At 35.9% G+C, this 19,973-nt stretch carries 20 protein-coding genes; 3 read left to right on the top strand and 17 right to left on the bottom strand.

All coding sequences use genetic code 11. The features are described from left to right. Positions 1-17: 17 nt before the first annotated feature. From CEF18_RS02710 to CEF18_RS02700, 3 genes are all read right to left on the bottom strand, one after another. Positions 18-680, bottom strand: a complete 663-nt coding sequence (locus CEF18_RS02710; protein ID WP_110935061.1) for a hypothetical protein — start codon at positions 678-680, stop codon at positions 18-20. Positions 681-965: 285 nt separating this feature from the next. Continuing rightward, the gene (locus tag CEF18_RS02705) at positions 966-1,544 is read right to left on the bottom strand and encodes an NAD(P)H-dependent oxidoreductase (protein WP_183041047.1); all 579 of its coding nucleotides are present in this window, start codon (positions 1,542-1,544) and stop codon (positions 966-968) included. Between the two features lie 54 nt (positions 1,545-1,598). After that, the gene (locus CEF18_RS02700) at positions 1,599-2,645 is read right to left on the bottom strand and encodes an EAL domain-containing protein (protein WP_183041048.1); all 1,047 of its coding nucleotides are present in this window, start codon (positions 2,643-2,645) and stop codon (positions 1,599-1,601) included. Between the two features lie 345 nt (positions 2,646-2,990). On the opposite strand from CEF18_RS02700, the gene CEF18_RS02695 reads away from it, so the two are divergent. Continuing rightward, positions 2,991-3,281 carry a 4a-hydroxytetrahydrobiopterin dehydratase gene (locus CEF18_RS02695; RefSeq protein ID WP_110935058.1) on the top strand — a complete coding sequence of 97 codons (291 nt, stop codon included), beginning with the start codon at positions 2,991-2,993 and terminating at the stop codon, positions 3,279-3,281. A 67-nt stretch (positions 3,282-3,348) separates the two neighbouring features. On the opposite strand, the gene trhA is transcribed toward CEF18_RS02695, so the two are convergent. The 8 genes from trhA to CEF18_RS02655 all read right to left on the bottom strand — a co-directional run bounded on the left by trhA (position 3,349) and on the right by CEF18_RS02655 (position 12,334). Further along, positions 3,349-3,996: a PAQR family membrane homeostasis protein TrhA gene (trhA, locus tag CEF18_RS02690; RefSeq protein ID WP_110935057.1), complete on the bottom strand. Its 648-nt coding sequence runs from the start codon at positions 3,994-3,996 to the stop codon at positions 3,349-3,351. A 26-nt stretch (positions 3,997-4,022) separates the two neighbouring features. After that, positions 4,023-4,673, bottom strand: a complete 651-nt coding sequence (locus tag CEF18_RS02685) for a hypothetical protein (RefSeq protein WP_110935056.1) — start codon at positions 4,671-4,673, stop codon at positions 4,023-4,025. 190 nt (positions 4,674-4,863) lie between these two features. Continuing rightward, the gene (locus tag CEF18_RS02680) at positions 4,864-5,154 is read right to left on the bottom strand and encodes a hypothetical protein (RefSeq protein ID WP_110935055.1); all 291 of its coding nucleotides are present in this window, start codon (positions 5,152-5,154) and stop codon (positions 4,864-4,866) included. Between the two features lie 288 nt (positions 5,155-5,442). Then, the gene (locus tag CEF18_RS02675; RefSeq protein ID WP_110935054.1) at positions 5,443-8,874 is read right to left on the bottom strand and encodes an efflux RND transporter permease subunit; all 3,432 of its coding nucleotides are present in this window, start codon (positions 8,872-8,874) and stop codon (positions 5,443-5,445) included. Positions 8,875-8,992: 118 nt separating this feature from the next. After that, positions 8,993-9,259, bottom strand: coding sequence for a hypothetical protein (locus CEF18_RS02670; protein WP_110935053.1), 267 nt, complete (start codon positions 9,257-9,259; stop codon positions 8,993-8,995). Between the two features lie 85 nt (positions 9,260-9,344). Then, complete coding sequence (locus CEF18_RS02665; RefSeq protein ID WP_110935052.1) at positions 9,345-9,821, bottom strand: thioredoxin family protein; 477 nt, start codon at positions 9,819-9,821, stop codon at positions 9,345-9,347. Between the two features lie 5 nt (positions 9,822-9,826). Next, the gene (locus tag CEF18_RS02660) at positions 9,827-10,255 is read right to left on the bottom strand and encodes a disulfide oxidoreductase (protein WP_110935051.1); all 429 of its coding nucleotides are present in this window, start codon (positions 10,253-10,255) and stop codon (positions 9,827-9,829) included. A 264-nt stretch (positions 10,256-10,519) separates the two neighbouring features. Beyond that, a complete protein-coding gene (locus tag CEF18_RS02655; protein WP_110935050.1) occupies positions 10,520-12,334 on the bottom strand; it encodes a GGDEF domain-containing protein in 1,815 nt (604 codons plus the stop codon). Positions 12,335-12,608: 274 nt separating this feature from the next. Here CEF18_RS02655 and CEF18_RS02650 point away from each other — a divergent pair, with 274 nt between their 5' ends. Next, positions 12,609-12,824 carry a KTSC domain-containing protein gene (locus CEF18_RS02650; protein WP_110935049.1) on the top strand — a complete coding sequence of 72 codons (216 nt, stop codon included), beginning with the start codon at positions 12,609-12,611 and terminating at the stop codon, positions 12,822-12,824. A 127-nt stretch (positions 12,825-12,951) separates the two neighbouring features. Next, complete coding sequence (ald, locus tag CEF18_RS02645) at positions 12,952-14,073, top strand: alanine dehydrogenase (RefSeq protein ID WP_110935048.1); 1,122 nt, start codon at positions 12,952-12,954, stop codon at positions 14,071-14,073. Between the two features lie 47 nt (positions 14,074-14,120). Here the strand turns inward: ald and CEF18_RS02640 are convergent, their stop codons facing one another. The 6 genes from CEF18_RS02640 to phnC all read right to left on the bottom strand — a co-directional run bounded on the left by CEF18_RS02640 (position 14,121) and on the right by phnC (position 19,899). After that, entirely contained in the window at positions 14,121-15,599 is a 1,479-nt protein-coding gene (locus CEF18_RS02640) for a methyl-accepting chemotaxis protein (RefSeq protein ID WP_183041049.1), read from the bottom strand. A gap of 120 nt (positions 15,600-15,719) precedes the next feature. Continuing rightward, positions 15,720-16,532 carry an HAD family hydrolase gene (locus tag CEF18_RS02635; protein ID WP_110935046.1) on the bottom strand — a complete coding sequence of 271 codons (813 nt, stop codon included), beginning with the start codon at positions 16,530-16,532 and terminating at the stop codon, positions 15,720-15,722. 58 nt (positions 16,533-16,590) lie between these two features. Continuing rightward, entirely contained in the window at positions 16,591-17,442 is an 852-nt protein-coding gene (locus tag CEF18_RS02630) for an inositol monophosphatase family protein (RefSeq protein ID WP_223292213.1), read from the bottom strand. A gap of 62 nt (positions 17,443-17,504) precedes the next feature. Next, the gene (gene phnE, locus CEF18_RS02625) at positions 17,505-18,308 is read right to left on the bottom strand and encodes a phosphonate ABC transporter, permease protein PhnE (RefSeq protein ID WP_110935045.1); all 804 of its coding nucleotides are present in this window, start codon (positions 18,306-18,308) and stop codon (positions 17,505-17,507) included. Continuing rightward, a complete protein-coding gene (gene phnE, locus CEF18_RS02620) occupies positions 18,308-19,126 on the bottom strand; it encodes a phosphonate ABC transporter, permease protein PhnE (protein ID WP_110935044.1) in 819 nt (272 codons plus the stop codon). The genes phnE (CEF18_RS02625) and phnE (CEF18_RS02620) overlap by 1 nt, the downstream gene beginning before the upstream one ends. Then, complete coding sequence (gene phnC / locus CEF18_RS02615) at positions 19,126-19,899, bottom strand: phosphonate ABC transporter ATP-binding protein (RefSeq protein ID WP_110935043.1); 774 nt, start codon at positions 19,897-19,899, stop codon at positions 19,126-19,128. The genes phnE (CEF18_RS02620) and phnC overlap by 1 nt, the downstream gene beginning before the upstream one ends. Between the last annotated feature and the right edge of the window lie 74 nt (positions 19,900-19,973).

The following is a 19,973-nucleotide window of genomic DNA, read 5'->3' as shown; positions in this document are numbered from 1 at the left end:
TCGTCGTTTTTCATTATTCAATCAAAATCATCATCATGTTCTTCTGGAATATAACCCATTTGTGGTGCTGAAGGTCCATGACCATTCATCATGTAATTATTATTTGCCGGCATTTCCTGATTATAGGATGGTTGTGGTTGCATCACCCCAGGATACTGGGCTTGCTCGTGCATTCCGGGTTGAGAATATTGTGAATACACACCTTCATTCTGCATTGGCATATGATGATTATCTAACGGTGTTTGGAATTGTCCTTGCTGTCCATAGGGCTGATGCATCGAGTTAGGCATTGGAGTGTAGCCATGACCTTCAACATGACCTAATTCTGGATGATGTTCTTCCATTGGCTGATTATTCATCGGGTGCTGCATTCCTTGAACCATCGGCTGGTTATTCATCGGGTGCTGCATTCCTTGAACCATTGGCTGGTTGTTCATCGAGTGCTGCATTCCCTGAACCATCGGCTGGTTATTCATCGGGTGCTGCATCCCTTGAACCATCTGCTGGTTGTTCATCGGGTGCTGCATTCCTTGAACCATTGGCTGGTTATTCTTCGGGTGCTGCATCCCTTGAACCATTGGCTGGTTATTCATCGGGTGCTGCATCCCTTGAACCATTGGCTGGTTGTTCATCGGGTGCTGCATTCCTTGTTGCTTTGGTTTTTGACAATTACAACTCATATAAAACCCCTTTCTTTCCTTTATAGGAACCCCTTATTTTTAAAATATTCATATTTGAAGCGGTTCAGTTCATCCTATGTCTTTGCACTTAAAACGTGACATCTCCCTAGTTTTGAATATAAGAAAAACGCGTAGCGTCTTTTGTTATATTCAGCGAGGTCTCGCCAACCAGAAGCAGCACCTACGAAGTGCGTGTAGGTGCTGCTCGAAAGGAGATAGGTTTCCCTTCGTAAAAAAAAGCAATAAACGGCATCCCCGCCGTTTATTTAGAGACATGATCCCTATTCAAATAGTATTTATAAAGTCAATTGTATCTATTAGCATATTCTTTCTTTCCAGATCCGTGCCTTGAATAACATTTCCAAAATGAAGACTTCCGTGTAAAGACAGCCCGCAAAATTGTAAAATACTTTGATCGATTAAACGGAGCATCGCCTCGTTCATTCCAGAGTTTTCAAACTCCTCCTTTGGTGCACCGGTAGTATATAGAAGAGATGCTTTTTTACATACCAGTTTAGGAATAGGGTTCTCTCCTTCTAATTCATAAGCAAATCCAAAAGAAAAAACACGATCAATAAAACCTTTACCTATGGCGGGAAATCCCCCCCACCAAACAGGGAAAATAAAAATTATATGATCCGCCCATTTTATGAAGTCCTGTTCCTTCACAACATCAGTCTTATAATACCTTTGATAACTTTCTTCATATTCTTCCCTGGATAAATGGGGGTGAAATGACTGTTCTGCTAAATTTCTAATTCTCACTTCAGCCTTTTTGTCTTTTATAGTAGCGACTACACTTTCTAAAATGGAGCCATTGAAGCTATCTTTTGTTGGATGCATGAAAACTACTAAGTAATTCATCATTTCCCCCTTTCACAGAATTGTTAGCCCTTAGAATCCATATTTTCTATCACTTTAACTCAAAACTGCTGGTGTATTTAAAGGTTTCCCAAAGTAATAACCTTGAACTAGATCCACATATGGTTTAATTGCAATATACTCTTCTTCGGTTTCAATCCCTTCTGCAAGTAAAATTGTTCCCATTTCCTTTGTAACTTCTCGTAAATTTGCAATGAGGGACATCTTATTATCGTCCGCATAACAGTTTCTGATAAGCTCTCGATCAATTTTAGCATAATCCGGTGCCAACTCTTGTAAAACATCTATTGTTGCGAAGCCTGAACCTATATCATCTAATGCTACTTTTACTCCAGCTTTCTGATATTGAGTAAAGATACTTTTCAAATGTTTCATATCTTCTATTCGTTCCGTTTCTACCACTTCAAAGACAAGGTCTTCTGGATCAACGTTATACTCTTTGACTGCTTGAAAAGTACTTTTTAAACAATGGGTGGGATCGTAAATAGATGATGGTAAAAAATTAATAAAATGCTTCGTTCCTTTACTTAACATCTGAGCACCAGTGCGAATAGCATTAATCCTTGATTGACTATCCAACATTGATTGAAGGCCGGAATCTTGGGAAAAATTAAAAAGATCCGCTGGAGAGAATGGATATAATCGGCTGCTAGGTCTCAAAAGAAATTCATAGCCGTATACCTCTTCTGAATCACACGCTAGGATTGGTTGCATAAACGAGTAGAAAAGTTGTTCTTGTATAACTTTCACGTAAGTAGGATTTTTAATTCTAAGTGCAAGTTGAGTAAAAGGGATCTTTGTCTTCAAATTAATTGCCTCATATCCCTCTTCAATAAAATATCCATGAGTTTCATTTAACTGTAATTTCGAAAGTTCCAACTCTATCATTTTAATAAACTGTTGTAACTGTTCCCAAGAAGCATATGTAAAATGTAAACTATGATCAACATGAAATAGTTCAAATCCAATACTTTCGGATTTATTTATAATCTCAGTAAGACTAACATCTCCTAAAAAAACTATTTTTATCATGCCTTCATCCGATAAAGGCATTTTCACCTGACAAAATTGACACCCTTCCATTAATACACCTTCTTTCATCATAATAGTTTAAAAATACCCTATCCGCTTAGTTTGAAACATAGATAGGTCATTTGAATCAAAAAAAATTTATATATATGAATCATAAGAATGATATTTCCTCAAATATAAAGGTTATTAAACTATTAGTATTACTTTAATTCATTTATATGTATTATCACTACTTACTTTTTTGTTAAAATAAACCATTCATTTTTTCAGCTAATACTGAAACTATACTCCTCATATATACAAGTTTCCTAATAATCTTTAATTTGAATTTTATATTTGATATGATACGAACATGGTATATTTTGAAAATTCATTCGAACGGGAGGAGATCTATCCATGATTTTATCTAGTGAAGATATCCAAGCTAACCTTGAAGATTCAAAGGGATGGGAGTTAGAAGGGGACAAATGGATAAAAAAACATTTTACCTTAAGTACATTTCCTAAAGCGATACAGTTTGTAAATGAACTCGCAAACTTAGCAGAAGACCGACAGCATCATCCGTACTTAATTATTGACCACAAAAATGTAACAATCAAATTAAGCACAATTGATGAAGGCGGGTTATCTCAGAAAGATTTCGAATCTGCTCACGCTTATGATGTTACATTTCTAAAGTACGATTAGTAAACAATAAAAAGGCTACCTTAAAAAAATGAGGTAGTCTTTTTTCTTTAAAATTAAATTGTATTTATTAACGTAATGGTAGAACATACATTAGTATTGTTAGAAAGTGCACAATACTTGCAGCCAGGACAAAGAGATGCCACACTGCATGATGATAATGAAAGGTTCGCCACACGTAAAAAACTGTTCCAACGGTATATAAAACTCCGCCAATTACTAATAAAACTAACCCTGTCGTTTCCACTTTCGAAGCAATAGGATTCAGAACAAATGCAACCATCCAACCCATTGAAATATATAGTAACGTCGATAAGAAAATAAATCTTTTGACAAAAAATGCTTTAAAGATTATTCCACTAATTGCTAAAGCCCAGACAATAGAGAGTAAAACCCAACCAATCGTACCGTCCACAACTATAACCATAAGAGGTGTATATGTTCCTGCAATAAACAAATAGATAGCAGAATGATCTAAAACTTCAAAAATATTCTTTACCTTCCCATTTGGAAAACTATGTAATAGAGTGGAACATGTAAACATTAATACTAACGTCACACCATAAATTGTAAAGCTTACCAGATGTGCTGTGGTTCCATATAAGCTGGCAAATACAATAAGAAGAACTAGTGCAGCAATGCTGACTAACACACCTATACCGTGTGTGATAGCATTTGCGATTTCTTCTTTTTTCGTGAAGACATGAGTACTTCCCATTTCTATCTCCCTTTCATTATTTTATTCTATTGAACATATCGAATAGAAGAAACTTTCCATTCTTCTTCTTCCTTAAAAATAATCTCTATCCCACCATCAAATTGAAAGCTCTCTTCTGATTCCGTATAGAATTCATACTCTGTAGTAAATTCACTCTGATCATCATTATAAGAAAACGTTCGTTGGCGTATATAAATGACAGGTTCTAAATGTAGGTAATGAAACGTTTGGGAAATAGAGTTATCCTCTAGTAACTCTAGCGTGTCTGATTCCGAGTTTACAGTAATGTTATCCGCTACCATGTTCTCTAACTCTGAATGGTTTCTTTCATGCATGAATTGAAAAAACTCACGGGATTTTTCATCAAGCTGCCTTCTTAAAACACGTTCCTTCTCATAATTTTCTTCTAGTTCAATCGTTAGTTGTTTATACGTAAGAACATCATCTTTTAGTGACACATTTTCATCTTCTAGTTCTTGAACTCTTTCTTGAAGTTGCTCTCTCTCTGTTAGCTCTTTTTCAAGTTGGCCTACTAACTGTTCATTGGTAGCTATTAATGTATCTAAATCATTTACAGCTTCTTCATTCACTGATAGATCCTCGGGTTCCTCATTTTCAGAACAGGCTGCAAAAAACAATACACCAATTAATAAGAGCGGAATCTTCAAGTATTTCATATTCATTCCCCTTTTTTATCCAAACCTATTATTACTCTATTATACAGAATTTCATACACATGAAAAGAAATGATTAATAACTTCTATATTTTATCATTTATTGACCTAACATGAAAAGATTAAAGTAACCAAAAAACCAACTCCATTCGACATGAAGTTGGTCAACATCGCAAGGTTTTCCCTTTCATTATTACCAAAAAAAAGCTGCGCCTAATGCAAAACCACCAATTGCCGCTAATGCTATTGGTACTACTGGTCTATACGGATAAGGAGTATATCCGGGATATCCATATCCGGGATAATATCCACCGTAGCCGTAGCCAAAACCAGAATACCCTCTTCCCTCTTTCTCCAAATAAACATATTTATTATCTACATCAACAATCTTTCCATGATGCTCCAGTCCTTTTAAATCAACGATTCGAACATGTTTTCCTTTGTATCTGCAGCATATGTCATAATAGTGATTTCCGTAAGTCATAAACTCACCTCCAAATCTTTTCTTATTAGTTTATTTATAAGAATCGATTATGTTTGGACCACTGACCTAAGTCTCAATAATAAAAAAATATATCTTGTACTAACTAACGTAAAAACTGTTCTCGGATACATTGTGTCTTTTAAAATACTCGTAGAAAGTGTAAAGCACACGCAAAAAGTTGACCCTCTCGCTATTCAAAAGTCAACAAAATCCTTTAAAAACCAAGATTTTTAAATATCCATAAAAAAAGAGCCCAGAAGGCCCCTCAATTTTTAATCCTACTCTTATTCATTTATCATGTTTCTTTTTAGGATTTCTTGCTATAATATCCTCCAACATATCCAGCAAATCTTCTCGAGACATTTCAGAAGTATGGTGTTTCTCTTTCCTAGAGCGAAATTTTACTGACTGCTCGTTACCTTCATAGAATGAGTTATTTACAGTTTTTAGTTCAGCTTCATCTAATAACTTTTCTGTTTCTTGGGTAGACTCACTTACTCGCCTATCATCTGTTTCCTTATAGAAGTCAGAAAAATTCTCTTCCTGAGAAGCTATCCCTTTATTTCCATGTTCATCAATAAGATAATGAGTTCTCGATTCCCCTTCCTCTTTCGTATAATTATTCTCGATCAGGTAAGCCGGAATTAGTTGTCCATTCGGCATCATATACTTACGATTTAAATTTCTAGTATCTTTATCAAAAAAACTGTAAATGACTGGAATTAAAATTAATGTCAGGAATGTAGCACTAATCAAACCACTAATAACGGTTATTGCTAGTGGCTGTTGAAGCTCCGTACCTTCCCCTAATCCAATTGCTAATGGTACTAAACCTAGTATCGTAGTAGTCGCTGTCATTAGGATTGGCCTTGCACGGTCTTTTACACCGTCTACGATCGCTTCATAACTCTTCATTCCAGATGCTTTTCTCTGATTTATATAATCCACCAGTACAATCGCATTGTTTACGACGATTCCTACTAGTACGATTAGACCAATAAAAGCCATCACACTAACTGGTGTTTCAGTTACTGTAAGTCCAATCGCAACTCCAATAACAATTAAAGGTACCGTGAACATGATTACGAACGGGTATTTTAATGACTCGAATTGAGCTGCTAACACGAGATAAACAAATACTACTGCCAAGATTAGTGCTAATGTGAGATCTGATATGGCATCATCTAATAATTCTGTATCTCCTGTATAGGATACCGTTGTTTCATCAGGAATCGAAAGGTCCTCAAAAGTTTCCTCTACAAGTGTACGAATCTCACCTAAATTATTTTCTGATCCATACTGCAAAGTAAATTGAACCGCATTTTCCAGATCAACTCGATGAATTGTTTCTGGCCCTACACCTATTTCGATAGTTGAAATATCATCTAGCCGTATGTAATCTCTTTCTCGATTTCTAAGCAGAAGATTCTCTATCGCTTCTACATCTTCTGTATATTCTTGTGCAAAATGAACGTGTACTTCATAAATCTCATCTTCGGCAGTTACAATTTGCGTGGCTGTAACTCCAGTCATTTGGTTATTTACGATACTTGCTATTTGGGCAGGGACAAACCCTTCCTCTCTAGCCGCTTCTTCATTTACGGTTATTTGCAATTCTTCAATCGTTTCATTTAAGTCGTTTGTAACCTCTGTAAGTTCACTCATATCTGCAAATTCTGCTTGCACTTCTGCAGCTACTTCTTCTAGACGATTAGGACTGGAATCCCTTAAATTAAAGGTAAAAGTGTTTGGACTATTTCCAAATGAAGCATCCATTTGAACTGAGATTTCTCCATTAGGGACTGCTTGCTCTAAATCTCTTCGAATGGAATCAGAAAAGTCCATCGTAGAAACGGTTCGTTGATCGATAGGAGCCATTGTGACATAAACCGACGCTTTGTTTGAATTCCCTTCCCCCATCATCATGCCATTTCCGCTTGCACCAGTTACAGAAGTATAATGATCGACTTCTGTTTCATTTTCCAGCACCACTTCGATTTCTTCAATCGCTTCAAATGTATCTTCTCTAGGAGTACCAGGCTTCATTTCTACATCAATTTGGAAGAAGCCTTCATCAGTAGCCGGCAAAAATGCAGTTCCTACTGAAATTACTCCAAATCCACCACCAATAAGAAGGATTAAGGTAATGACAAGTATGACAGTACGATTTTTTAATGACCAACGAGTAGATTTATCAAAAGTTTTAACAAATCTTGATTGTTGCCTTTTCTTTTCCAAGTCTTTCTCAGGTGCTTTTAAAACTCTGCTGGCTATCATTGGAACCACTGTTAAAGCAACAAGTAATGAAGCTAAAAGACTGAATGACACAGTTAGAGCAAATTCTCTAAATAGATTTCCGACGATTCCAGTTATAAACACAACAGGCAGAAAAACCGAAATTGTCGTAAATGTTGATGCTGTTATCGCTGTTGCCGCTTCACTAGCCCCATCTAATGCAGCTTTTTTAGGTTCCTTTTTCATCGATAAATGACGATATATATTTTCTATGACCACAATAGAATTATCTACTAACATTCCAATACCAAGCGCTAAACCGCCAAGAGTCATGATGTTAAGGGAAAAGCTAGTAAAATAAAGCAAAACAAATGTCACTATGACAGAAAAAGGGATGGCAATTCCAATAATTAAGGGCGTTGTTATACTTCGTAAAAAAACAAATAACACCGTCATTGCTATCAATCCACCTGCTATTAAAGCCATAGAAACACTAGAAATAGCTTCTTCGATATAATCTCCTTGATCGAAGAGTACTGCTGTTTCTAAATCTTTGTAATTGCTCTCTGCCAGTAGCTCTTCTAATCTTTCACTAACATCACTTGAGACTTGTGCTGTATTTGCATTTGATTGCTGTTGTATACTCATGAGTATGGCTGTGGCTTGATTTGTCTGTGTGATCGTATCCGGTTCATTTGACATAATTCCAACATCTGCAACATCATTTACGGTAACATCATCGCCTGTTTCAGTATCTACAGTCAAAACAACGGACTCTATGTCTTCCACATTGTGCATTTGAAATAATACACGTGTAGAAATAACGGAATCTTCATTTCTAACAGTACCCCCGGGTGCAGTCACATTATGTGTTTGTAAAGACTGAACCACATCATCTTGATCTAGTCCGAATTCTTCTAAGGATGGTTGGTCTAACTCTACTTGTATTTCTTCGGTGGAGACACCTTGTAAATCGACAGAGGCAAGACCATTTATTTTTAATAATTCAGATTCAAGGTCCTGGGTTAATGCATCTAAATTAACATTATCACTCATCGCTGATATGGAAAGCTGAATAATAGGGAACTGTGATGGATCAAATTTCAAAAATTGAGGATTTCCGGCACCCGAGGGTAATGGAGCTTGGTTCATACTAGTAATAATGTCATTCTTAATATCGTCGATTGACGTCGCCCAAGAAAATTCCAAAATCGTCATTGATGAGCCTTCTCTTGAAATGGAACTAATAGAATTAAGTCCGGGCAATGTCGATAAACTTTCTTCCATTGGACGAGAAATATTATCTACTACTTCCTTTGGTCCAGCTTCATCATAGCTGGTTACTACGGCAGCTATCGGAGGATCAATATCCGGGATTAGTTTTAATGGGATGTTAATTAACGAGATTGCACCCAATAGTAAAAATAAAGTCATTGTGACTAACGTAAACACCGGCCGCTTAATTGAAAAATTAATTATTCTCATGAATGGTCTCCTTTGTCTTCATTTATTCATGAATTTTCACACTAAGAATCTCTAAATAGAAACAAAAAAGATGTGTTAAAATCTTTACAGATTTTTAAACACATCTTTCATACTCCTGCTAAATCGCGAAAATCACTGCTAAAACCAATGCTACCGCTCCAAAAGCGCCTAATTGGAAACTAGCAATAGATACCTTCTTTCGAACACTTCTCCAAATAAACACGTATATACCGAACATTAACGCCATAAATAAGATGCCGTCGACCATAGGGTGTACAAGTGTTAGTTGGGATGTAGCATGCATGTAAATGGAGTAATTCACTAAAATTGCTAAACTCCATCCGATAAATATTCCCAGCCCTATCCACTTAATAAGTTTTTCCATTGGAGACAGTCCTTTCTTTCTCCTGTTATTATTGCCAATACTTCAACGACTATTCGGGTTAAATTAATAAATCTATACCCTATAACTATTCTTCAGCTTGAACCACTTGCTGAAAGAACTGTTCATAAGTTTCCTCATCATGAAGTCCTACAATTCGCCCTTTTTCTTCACCGTTTTCATAATGAACAATACTTGGAGTACTTTCTATTCCATAATCTCCCCAGCCTTGTTCGAATTCTAAAATGTTATATAGCTCTAAATTAACACCTAGTTCTTCTGCTTTCGGTACTACAATTGGTGATGCTTCAACACAATATTCACATTGACCACTATAAAAGTAAATAGTAGCTGTTTCACCTGCCTCTAATTTCTCGTCTAATTCTTCAGGTAAAATTATATTTTGATACACTGGATCATCAAGCTGATCAATTGTCTCAGAATGAAGTCGGTCCTTTCCAAATGGATTACCTTCAGACTGTTGTTGGCTTTGATAAGAAGTTAAGAATGCAATGGCTGCAAATAAGACGATAATGATGCCACCAAAAATAATAATTTTTTTCATGTCATTTACTCCTTTGCTAATTTAATGACCCATATCATAAGAATAGATATGGAGAAAAATGCGATAAACGCTAAGAATGGAATCGTGATAAAGCCAAAATAATTAATATACTGATAATTACAAGGTATAACCCCACAGGCTTCTCCGGATTCCGCAAATAAGGGAACTTTTTGGATCATGTAATGATATAAGGAAAAGGCTGTTCCTATAACACTTAAAGGAAGTGTATAGAATGCCTGTTTAGAATCCTTTTTCACTGTAGCTATTGCTAAAGTAATCGCTAATGGATACATAAAAATGCGTTGAATCCAGCACAATTCACAAGGTACATAATTTCTGATCTCTGAAAAGTAAAGTGATCCCAATACAGCTATCAATGCAAATCCCCAGGCACTCATCATAATTAATTCAATTTTTTCTGCATTTTTTTTCAATCAACATCCCTCGCTTTCTTGCTTTCCTTATTCAAGATACAGGTAATTATTAATTATGTCTATCGACACAAAAAAAAATCTTAAATAAAGTTATTATTCTCTTGGCATTATACAATATAACTTCTTTCGGTAGATAGTAAAAAGGATGAAAATTTCTCTTAAGAGTTTTTCATCCTTTTTACTATTATTGATGCTTTTATAAATATAACTTAAAAAGCGAAAGGTGTCCCTCCTTTGGATTAGTCAACGCATGCTTCTTCTTTCTTAAAAAACTATTGAGGGCTCCGTTTTAGCAACAAAGCTCGTAACCTCATTGGCGGGCAACGGTTTGCTATACAAAAATCCTTGCATTTCATCGCATTCCCGATCATTCAAAAAAGGAATCATTTCTGTTGATTCCACACCTTCTGCAATTACCCTCATATTCATATTATGAGCCAATTGTATAATCGATGTGACAATCGCTTGATCATTAGAATTATCTAATACTTCCAATATAAATGATTTATCAATCTTCAATGTGTCTATTGGGAACTGTCTTAAATAGCTTAAAGAGCTGTATCCTGTACCGAAATCGTCAATCGATATTTGAATACCTAACTCCTTTAGCCTTGTTAGAGTTTTTGCACACTCTTCTCTATTATAGAGCAAAACGTTTTCTGTTATTTCCAAATCCAACAATTGTGGGTTTAAGCCAGTATCTCTTAGAATCGATTTAACCTTGCTCACGAAGTCGGGGCGTTGAAATTGAATCGGAGAAATATTAATTCCCATTCTCATTGTAAACCCTTTTTCAGACCATTTTTTTGCTTGTAAACACGCTTCTTCTAAAACCCAATCGCCAATTGAAGAAATCAGACCTGATTCTTCAGCAATTGGTATGAAAACACTGGGAGATATAACACCGAGTTTTTTGTCCGTCCAACGAAGTAGAGCTTCCAGCCCAACTACTCTTTTCTCTCTCAGGTCAATTTGAGGTTGATAATACACCTGAAACGACTTTTGGGCAATTGCTACTCTTACACGCTTTTCAATACTTAGCTTTTCATCACGTTTTGTCCTTAAGGTTGGTAAATATTTTTGGTAGTCATCTTTCCCTCTCTCTTTTGCAACATGCATTGCCATCTCTGCTTGCTGAACGAGATCGTCTGCTGTTTTGCCTGTCTCGGGGAAAATAGAAAAACCAATACTTGCGGTAATAAAAAGTTCACTTCCTTGAACAATGAAAGGATACTCAAATAACTTTAACAGTTTTTCAGAGAGTTGCTCAAGAACACGATCGTTGCTAAAGTTATCCACTATAATGGCAAACTCATCTCCGCCATATCGATAAACCTGCTGTTTACCGTCCTCAAACATTTTCATGTGCCGTGCAATTTCCTTGATAAGCATATCTCCTGTAAAGTGACCTAACGTATCATTGTAATATTTAAACCTATCTAAATCTACAAATAAAACGCCAACTTTAAATACTGGTTTTGTAGCATCTAGGACAGTTTTTTTCAAATCGTTCTCAAACTGTTTTCGAGTTTTAAGTCCCGTTAGAACATCCATTGAAACAAGTTTCTTAATAGTCTCTTCCGCTTCGGCAAGTGGTGTCACGTCCTGATGTAAAATAAGATATGCTACAACTCCTTTATTCGGATGAATTACAGGAAACACAGATGTTTCTAATGTGATAGGATAATCATTTTTTCTTCCTCTCTCTCCTTTTACTTTTAAAATTATTTGTCGATCCATAGCATCAGATAAATCCTCTATGTATTCTTCTTCCGTAAATGAACGGAGAATCTCTAAATAATCTCGGTTCAGAATTTTTTCATCCGAATCATAAAACGTTGATAGATATTGTGTACTTGCATAGGATAGTTTTCCTAGCTGATCCGTAACCACCACGTACGAGATCTCTTCTAAAGCCTGCTTTAATACTTGAACAACTGGTAATAAATACGAATAATCATTATCATCATTCTCTTCAATACTGCAATTTTTCCAAATATCATGCAGGATTGAGGTAATATCATCTCTTGCATTGTTACTTAACAAGTTTTTTTGAATGTTGTTTAAGTATTTATTCATATTCCCCCCCTTTTTTATGCTGTTTTATATGTTTAATAATTCATAAAATAGGACCCATATGATAGATTGTACCTAGTTGTTATCTCTATTCATTTTATGACTATTATCCCATGCATACAAGTTATTTTAAAGATTAGATAATATATTTTTATTGCAACGATGTGAATCTCGAGTTTTAACCTTACTTAATATCAAGTTATTTGGATAGTATCGTTTGGGATTCATTCTGTCTGGGTATCATACTTACAATACGTTTTTATAGAAAGGGGATATTATGGAAGTTACAGAATTGAAGGATGATTATTTTAACTCTATTGGATATGACGATACTAACAAACAATTACATGTAAGATTCCAAAGTGGCCGATATGTGATTTATTATGAAGTGAGGAAATCTGAATATTTAGGTTTGATCTCCAATAATCAAACTAAAAAATTTTTTCAAGAAGAAATCGAACCCGCCTTTCCCCATGACGTAGTGAATGAATAGAAATATCTTAAAGGACAAAGCTTATAAATATAGTAGCTTTGTCCTTTAAATTGTTTTAGAGCTGTTTAAATCAAGCTTAGATTTTTAATGCTAATTATTTATTCTACGAATAAAGGAAGGAAAAACTATGATAATCGGGATACCTCGAGAAATAAAAAATAATGAAAATCGCGTAGCATTAACCCCTGCAGGTGTACTTACATTTACACAAGCTGGTCATAAAGTTCTTTTACAATCAGAAGCTGGCACGGAGAGTGGCTTTAATGATGATGATTATGTAAATAGTGGGGCAGACATTATCGGTGAAGCATTTAACGTTTGGCAACGTGCTGAAATGATCATGAAAGTAAAAGAGCCATTGGAATCTGAATATAAATATTTTAAGGAAGGACTCATCTTATTTACGTATCTACATTTAGCTGCAGTACCTTCCCTTTGTAAGGCTCTTATAGATAAGAAAGTTACCTCAGTAGCATATGAAACAGTTGAGATAAATAGAACACTCCCACTTCTCACTCCAATGAGTGAAGTAGCTGGCAGAATGGCTTCTCAAATAGGTGCACAGTTTTTAGAAAGGCCGAACGGCGGAAGTGGAATCTTACTCTCAGGTATTCCTGGTGTAAAAAGAGGCAAAGTAACGATCATTGGCGGTGGCGTAGTTGGTACAAATGCAGCAAAAATTGCGATTGGACTTGGTGCAGAAGTTACGATTATCGACCTAAATCCAGAACGATTACGACAATTAGATGATATTTTTGGATTAGAAATTAATACAATGATGAGCAATCCATTAAACATCGCTCAAGCCGTGAAGGACTCTGATTTAGTTATTGGTGCTGTGCTTATACCTGGAGCAAGAGCCCCAAAACTTGTTACTGAGAATATGATTAATAGTATGAAGAATGGTTCTGTAGTCATTGACGTTGCAATTGATCAAGGCGGAATTATTGAAACAGTTAACCAAACTACTACACACGACAATCCCACATACACAAAGCATGGCGTAGTCCATTATGCCGTTGCTAATATGCCAGGAGCAGTTCCCAGAACATCGACAATTGGATTAACCAATGTCACTGTCCCATACGCACTACAAATCGCTAATAGAGGATTAAGAGAAGCTATTAAATACAATCCTGCGCTAGCTAAAGGAATTAACACCGCCAATGGTTATGTAACTTACGCAGCTGTAGCAGAGGCCTTAGGATACTCGTTCGAACCAATTATAAAAGCATTAAACCTGGAATAATTGGAAGAGGTGTGTCCTAGCTGTTTAAGAGAAACACCTGATTAAAACTAGGCCTGTTGCGTCAATTTAGTTAAACTCAACGTTAACGATTCCAATTCACTAAAGCTGCTAACAATAGATTGAATTCTGTCATTTTGTTCCTCCATCGAAGCAAGCATTTCCTCTACAGTTGCACTTGACGCGTCTGTGTGGGTTGTTACTTCATGAATTTCGACGAGTATTTTTTCGGTTGAAAGATTCATTCCTTCTATTTGTTTGTTTACTTGTAAGGACTGAGCCAAGGAGTCATTTGCATGCTTTTCGATTTGTGAAAACTGTCCTTTTGTTGCCTTAGTCACAAGGAGACTTTTCTCAATTGATTGGTTGTTTAATTCTCCTTTTTGTTTTACCAGCTCAATCTTGCTATGTATTTCCTGTAAAATATTTTTTATTTGCATCGTAGACTCTTGAGAATTTTCGGCTAGTTTTCTAACTTCATCTGCCACAACTGCAAAACCTTTTCCGTGTTCACCTGCTCTTGCAGCCTCAATAGAAGCATTTAATGCTAAAAGATTAGTTTGTTCCGATATAGCTGTTATTGCAGTTAAAATAGTTGATATTTCTTTACTCTCCGAAAATAATTTTGCTACAACTTCGTTTTGAATACTCATCAATTCACTCATTTTGTTCATTTGTACTGTCAGCTCTTCTACACGTTTATTCCCTTCTAACGTTGCGTCAGAAGTAGCCTGTGACCGTTGGTTCATACTTGAAAAATTAGTTGCAATCTCACGCATATCTTTCGTAGTTTTACCTATCACCAACTGTATTTGAGAGGCACTTGCAGCTGATGCTTCGACCCCTTGAGCCATCTCACCATATGAACCAGTTATTTCAGAAGCAATTCTTTCCGCAGAGGATATATTCTCTTTGAGGTGGGAACTGAAAGAAGTAATAACACTTATCGATTTTTCTACCTCTACTAACAATCTATCAGATCTTTCCTTAGCTTCCACCATTACCTTGAAGTTTTCGTTCATTTCCGATTGCATATTTTCACCAATTTTTGCTTGGGCAATGAGCGCAGAAGTAATAATAACAAACATCACGTTCAGGGATATTAATATATCAAACCCTGCTCCGTAAAACATTTCTTCTTGAAACCTAATAAAAAAGAAGTTGGATAACCCTAGGCCTAATACTGCTGATAGTGCAATAGATCTACTGTTATGAAACAATGTGATAAAAGCAATCGCGACATAAATCATCATGTAATTTGACAGCTTGGGAGAAGTCGAAACCATAAAATAGATTAATATGGAAAAGTTAACAACTATCACATATTGAATATAGGCAATACTGATTCCTTTGAGTGTTAAAACAGTAATAATACTAACAGCAGCGAGACCTACTATTCCGTAAGTAATAACCCCATTTACGGGAACTCCAGCTATGAAGTTACTCACTAAACCCAGTATGTAAGCAAACCATAGCAATTTCATCATTAATGCATTTCTTTTCTGAAGAATTTCTATTTTCGAATTCATCCTTATATTCCACTCCTCTATGAATGAATAACCATTCAATACTGTTAATATTATCATATTATCAAAAAAATGGTAATATTTCACTATATTTTTTTCAGAAAAGTGGAAATATAATTAAAATCAAGTAAGTTGCTTAATCCATGGACCTATTTTATGTATGTGAGTTAAGTCCCTGTGTGTAATAGGGGCTTTATGTTCTGCAATATATACTGCTTTTATGCCTAATAACAAAGCTGGCGCTATTTCATTCATAAAATTATCACCGATCGATATCATATTTTTATAAGAAATCTTATTGTTATGCTGTAGTTTTTTGAAGTGCTCGGTAGTAAGACTTGGTTTTTTTGCAGAGCTTATAATCTCATCGAAAATATTTGTTAAATCTAAGTTTTCCATGAGTCTTTCTACATCATCTTTATCACTGTTCGTTATTAAAACAACTTTATTTTTCTGTTTTAATTTTAATAGTCCTTCTTTAAGACCAGAAATCTTGTCTAAATTAAACTTTTCACTACTCATGTAATCCTTTGTCTCTAAATAATGAGGATAGCAATTCTTTACACCATAATGTTTCGCGCAAACAAAAGGAAGCCACCATCCATCGCCAATCGCAATAATTTTTTCGAAATCAAATTGAATCTCCTTGTTTTTATATAATGAAATAATAGCAGGTAATTTATTCCCATCCCAATCGTGGGCATCTACCACTTCTAATGTCATAGCATCAATTGTTAAAGTTGCATCATTGGCGACATCATATCCTTTACCAATTTGTACAGTATGGTTGCCATTTTTCATTTTTTTATAGTCGTTCCAATATTCAAGCCTTTTCTCTTCTGCTACACTCGTAGCTAAACGTTCTGCATAGTAATCAAAATGGTCGGTACCTTCGTAGAGTGTTCCATCTAAATCAAATATGTACAATTTCTCCACTTACTTCAATCCTTTCTTATCAGATAATGTTACGCTTAAATCTATTACGTATTTATTTTCATTTTAACCGAATATAATTTGATTGAACCACCTGGTGTAATTCTTTAGATGAAGTTAGTAAAGAAGAGGGCTTAAAAAAATCAATTCCATCACCTGCTAATGTTGTTACACTCAAACCTTGTTCTTGAAGTAGTATATATCCTGCTCCAAAATCCCACGATCCTAGACCTGCAAAAATAGCCCCATCTAACCGACCTACTGATACATAAGCAAGCTCTAATGCTGCTGAACCGATATAACGAAATCCCCGAATATCCGTTGCCATCTGTTGGATAGGCTGCTCACAAAGAAAATCATTCGGTGCTAACCATAAATGATTCATACTGATCAATGCTTGCTCATAAGTTGTTACCTTAGAAGGTAGTTTCATCCGCTGATCGTTTAAATAAACTCCTTCACCAGCAAGGGCATGAAACATCTCATCTGATATCGGATCATAAATAACGCCCACAACTGGCTTACCATTGTCATAAACACCGACTGAAATACAGAAATTTCGTTTTTGATGGACGAAGTTTGTTGTTCCATCAATCGGATCCACTAACCAGACAACTTCATTTTGCGGATTATAATCTTTCTGATCAGAAGCAGTATCTTCTTCCCCTAAAATATAATGGTTCGGAAATGTTGCATTAATCTTCTTAACAAAAAACATTTCAATCTCTTTATCTTTCTCAGTAACAAGATCAGCTGCTGATGTCTTGTATTCTACTTCTAGATCCATCGTGACTGATTCTCTTAAAATAACGCCTGCCTCATATACCCATTCCTTTGTAAAACGATAAATTTCTTGCTTGTTCATTATTTCTGTCCCTTCTATGTAAAAAAATAGAGATGAGGATCCGTCCATTGTCGGACCCTCATCTTTTTACTGCTTATTTCGTTTATCTTGCACATATTCTGTCGAATTCATTACACTAGCCTTTTACGAATTTTACCACTGATTAAATCAATAAGACTTACAAATACAACTACGACAATTAAAATCATACCGACATCTTCCCAACTACGCTGATACGTAGCTAGAATAAGTGGCGCACCAATACCTCCAGCACCGACAATACCTAATACCGTCGAAGCCCGTACATCAATTTCAAAACGATAGATGGAATAAGATGAAAACTCAGGCAATACTTGAGGAAGAACACCGTACCACATTGCTTGAATTCGGTTTCCACCACTAGCTTTAATTGCATCGACATTGCTTTGATCAATAGACTCAATCACTTCTGCGTACAATTTTCCTAGCATTCCAATAGAATTAATACTAATTGCCAGAACACCTGCATATGGTCCGATACCTACAGCAGCAACAAAGATAATTGCGAAGATTAATTCAGGTACAGCACGAATCGCATTTAATAGAGCCTTTCCTACATAAGAATATCGTTTTGTTACGTTACGTGCTGCAAGAAAAGCAACTGGAACAGCCAAAATTGTTGCGACAGTAACACCTGCGTATGCAATAGCTACCGTTTCAATCATATACCCTATGTATACAGGGAATTGAACAATATACTCCATGTCCGTTAAAGGAACGATAAAAATTCGTCTTAATGTATCTAATGGTGATGCTGCAGATCCTGATACAGAGAAGGGTGTTGTAAATAACCCTATAATATATATTGCACTCAATATAAATACTATCGTATATAAATAAAATTTACTTTTATTTGTTCTTGCTTGACGTAAGGAAACTATTGGTTTTTCATTCATTACTCTAATCGCCCCCTTAAGCGATTACTAATCAAGTCAATGATTGTAATCGTCAAAAATAACACGATGATGATCGTTGAAACATTATCATAGTTAAACAAACTTAATTGTTGATTGAGTATAAGTCCAATACCGCCTGCCCCAACAAATCCAAGTACAACCGATGCTTTCACATTTATCTCTAATACATATAATGAGTAAGATGCGTATTGCGGTAAAATTTGAGGCATTACCCCAAAACTAATGACCTGAAAGACATTTCCTCCTGATGCTCTAATTGCTTCAAGAGGTCCTGGATCAACCGCTTCAACTGTTTCACTGATCAATTTTGCTAAAATACCAATAGAAAACACAGTTAAAGCAAGAATACCTGATACAGCACCAATCCCAACTACTGCCACAAACAACACAGCTAGAATAATTTCAGGAATTGTACGTAACAAATTAAGAAAGTTACGAATAAATTGATAAAAGTATGCATTGCGATTTATATTACTAGCGGCAAGAAAGCTCATTGGTAAGGCTATTAATGCAGCAAACGTTGAGCTAAATAAAGCCATGTTCCATGTCTCTAACAAACTCATTGCTACCCGATCAAAGTAACTCCAGTTTGGTGGCCATAAGTCATCAACAACAAAGTTGAAAATGATCGGAAATCCGTCGACCACTCGGTTAGGAAACGCAGTTGTCTGATAGACCGATAAAATATAAAGCACAATTACAATCAGCAAAGATGTTCCCAGGGACCATTTCAATCCTTTGGGCGTAACAGGATGACGCTTACGCGGTGTAGGATTGATATTCTCCGAATTTGGCATTAGTCATCATCTCCTCCGAGAAGATCATCTTCTTTGATCGGACGACCATAGATTTCTTCAAACGTCTTCTCCGTTACTTGATCGATAGGCCCATCGAAGACCACCTCACCATCTCGTAAACCAATAATACGATCAGCATATTCCTGTGCCATATCAATAAAATGTAAATTAACAATCGTCGTTAAATTATCTTCGCGACTTACTCGCTTCAAATCCTTCATCACTTTATGTGAGGTTGGAGGATCAAGACTTGCTACTGGTTCATCTGCTAGAATCACTTTCGGCTGTTGCGTAAGTACCCTCGCTATACTGACACGCTGCTGTTGTCCGCCGCTCAATTGATCGGCACGAGTATAGGCCTTTTCATGAATGCTTACTCGGTCCAAATTATCCAATGCAAACTGAATATCTTTTTGAGGGAACAAACCGAGCATACTTCGAATTGTTCCTGTATGCCCCAACCGTCCGGCTAACACATTGCGCAAAACAGACATGCGTTTTACTAGATTATAGCTTTGAAAAATCATTCCTACTTCTGTTCTTAATTTTCTGAGTTTCTTTTCGTTAAAAGTGATAATGTCTTGATCATCTACAAGTATCTTTCCTTCTGTCGGCGTCACCATGCGGTTAATACTGCGAATTAACGATGACTTTCCCGCACCGGACATACCAACGATCACAACAAATTCTCCATCGTTTATTTTGAGATTGATATTTTTCAATCCTTGATGTCCATTGGGATACTTTAAAGAAACGTTTTTAAATTCGATCAATTTAGTTCACCTTCCTAGTAGTCACCTTTTGTTATGTAAAAGAAAAGTATCTGTACGTAACTGCGAAATGCATT

This window comes from Salipaludibacillus neizhouensis (assembly GCF_002886185.1).
Classification (GTDB): Bacteria; Bacillota; Bacilli; order Bacillales; family Salisediminibacteriaceae; genus Salipaludibacillus; species Salipaludibacillus neizhouensis.
This window is presented reverse-complemented; position numbering and strand designations above follow the sequence as displayed.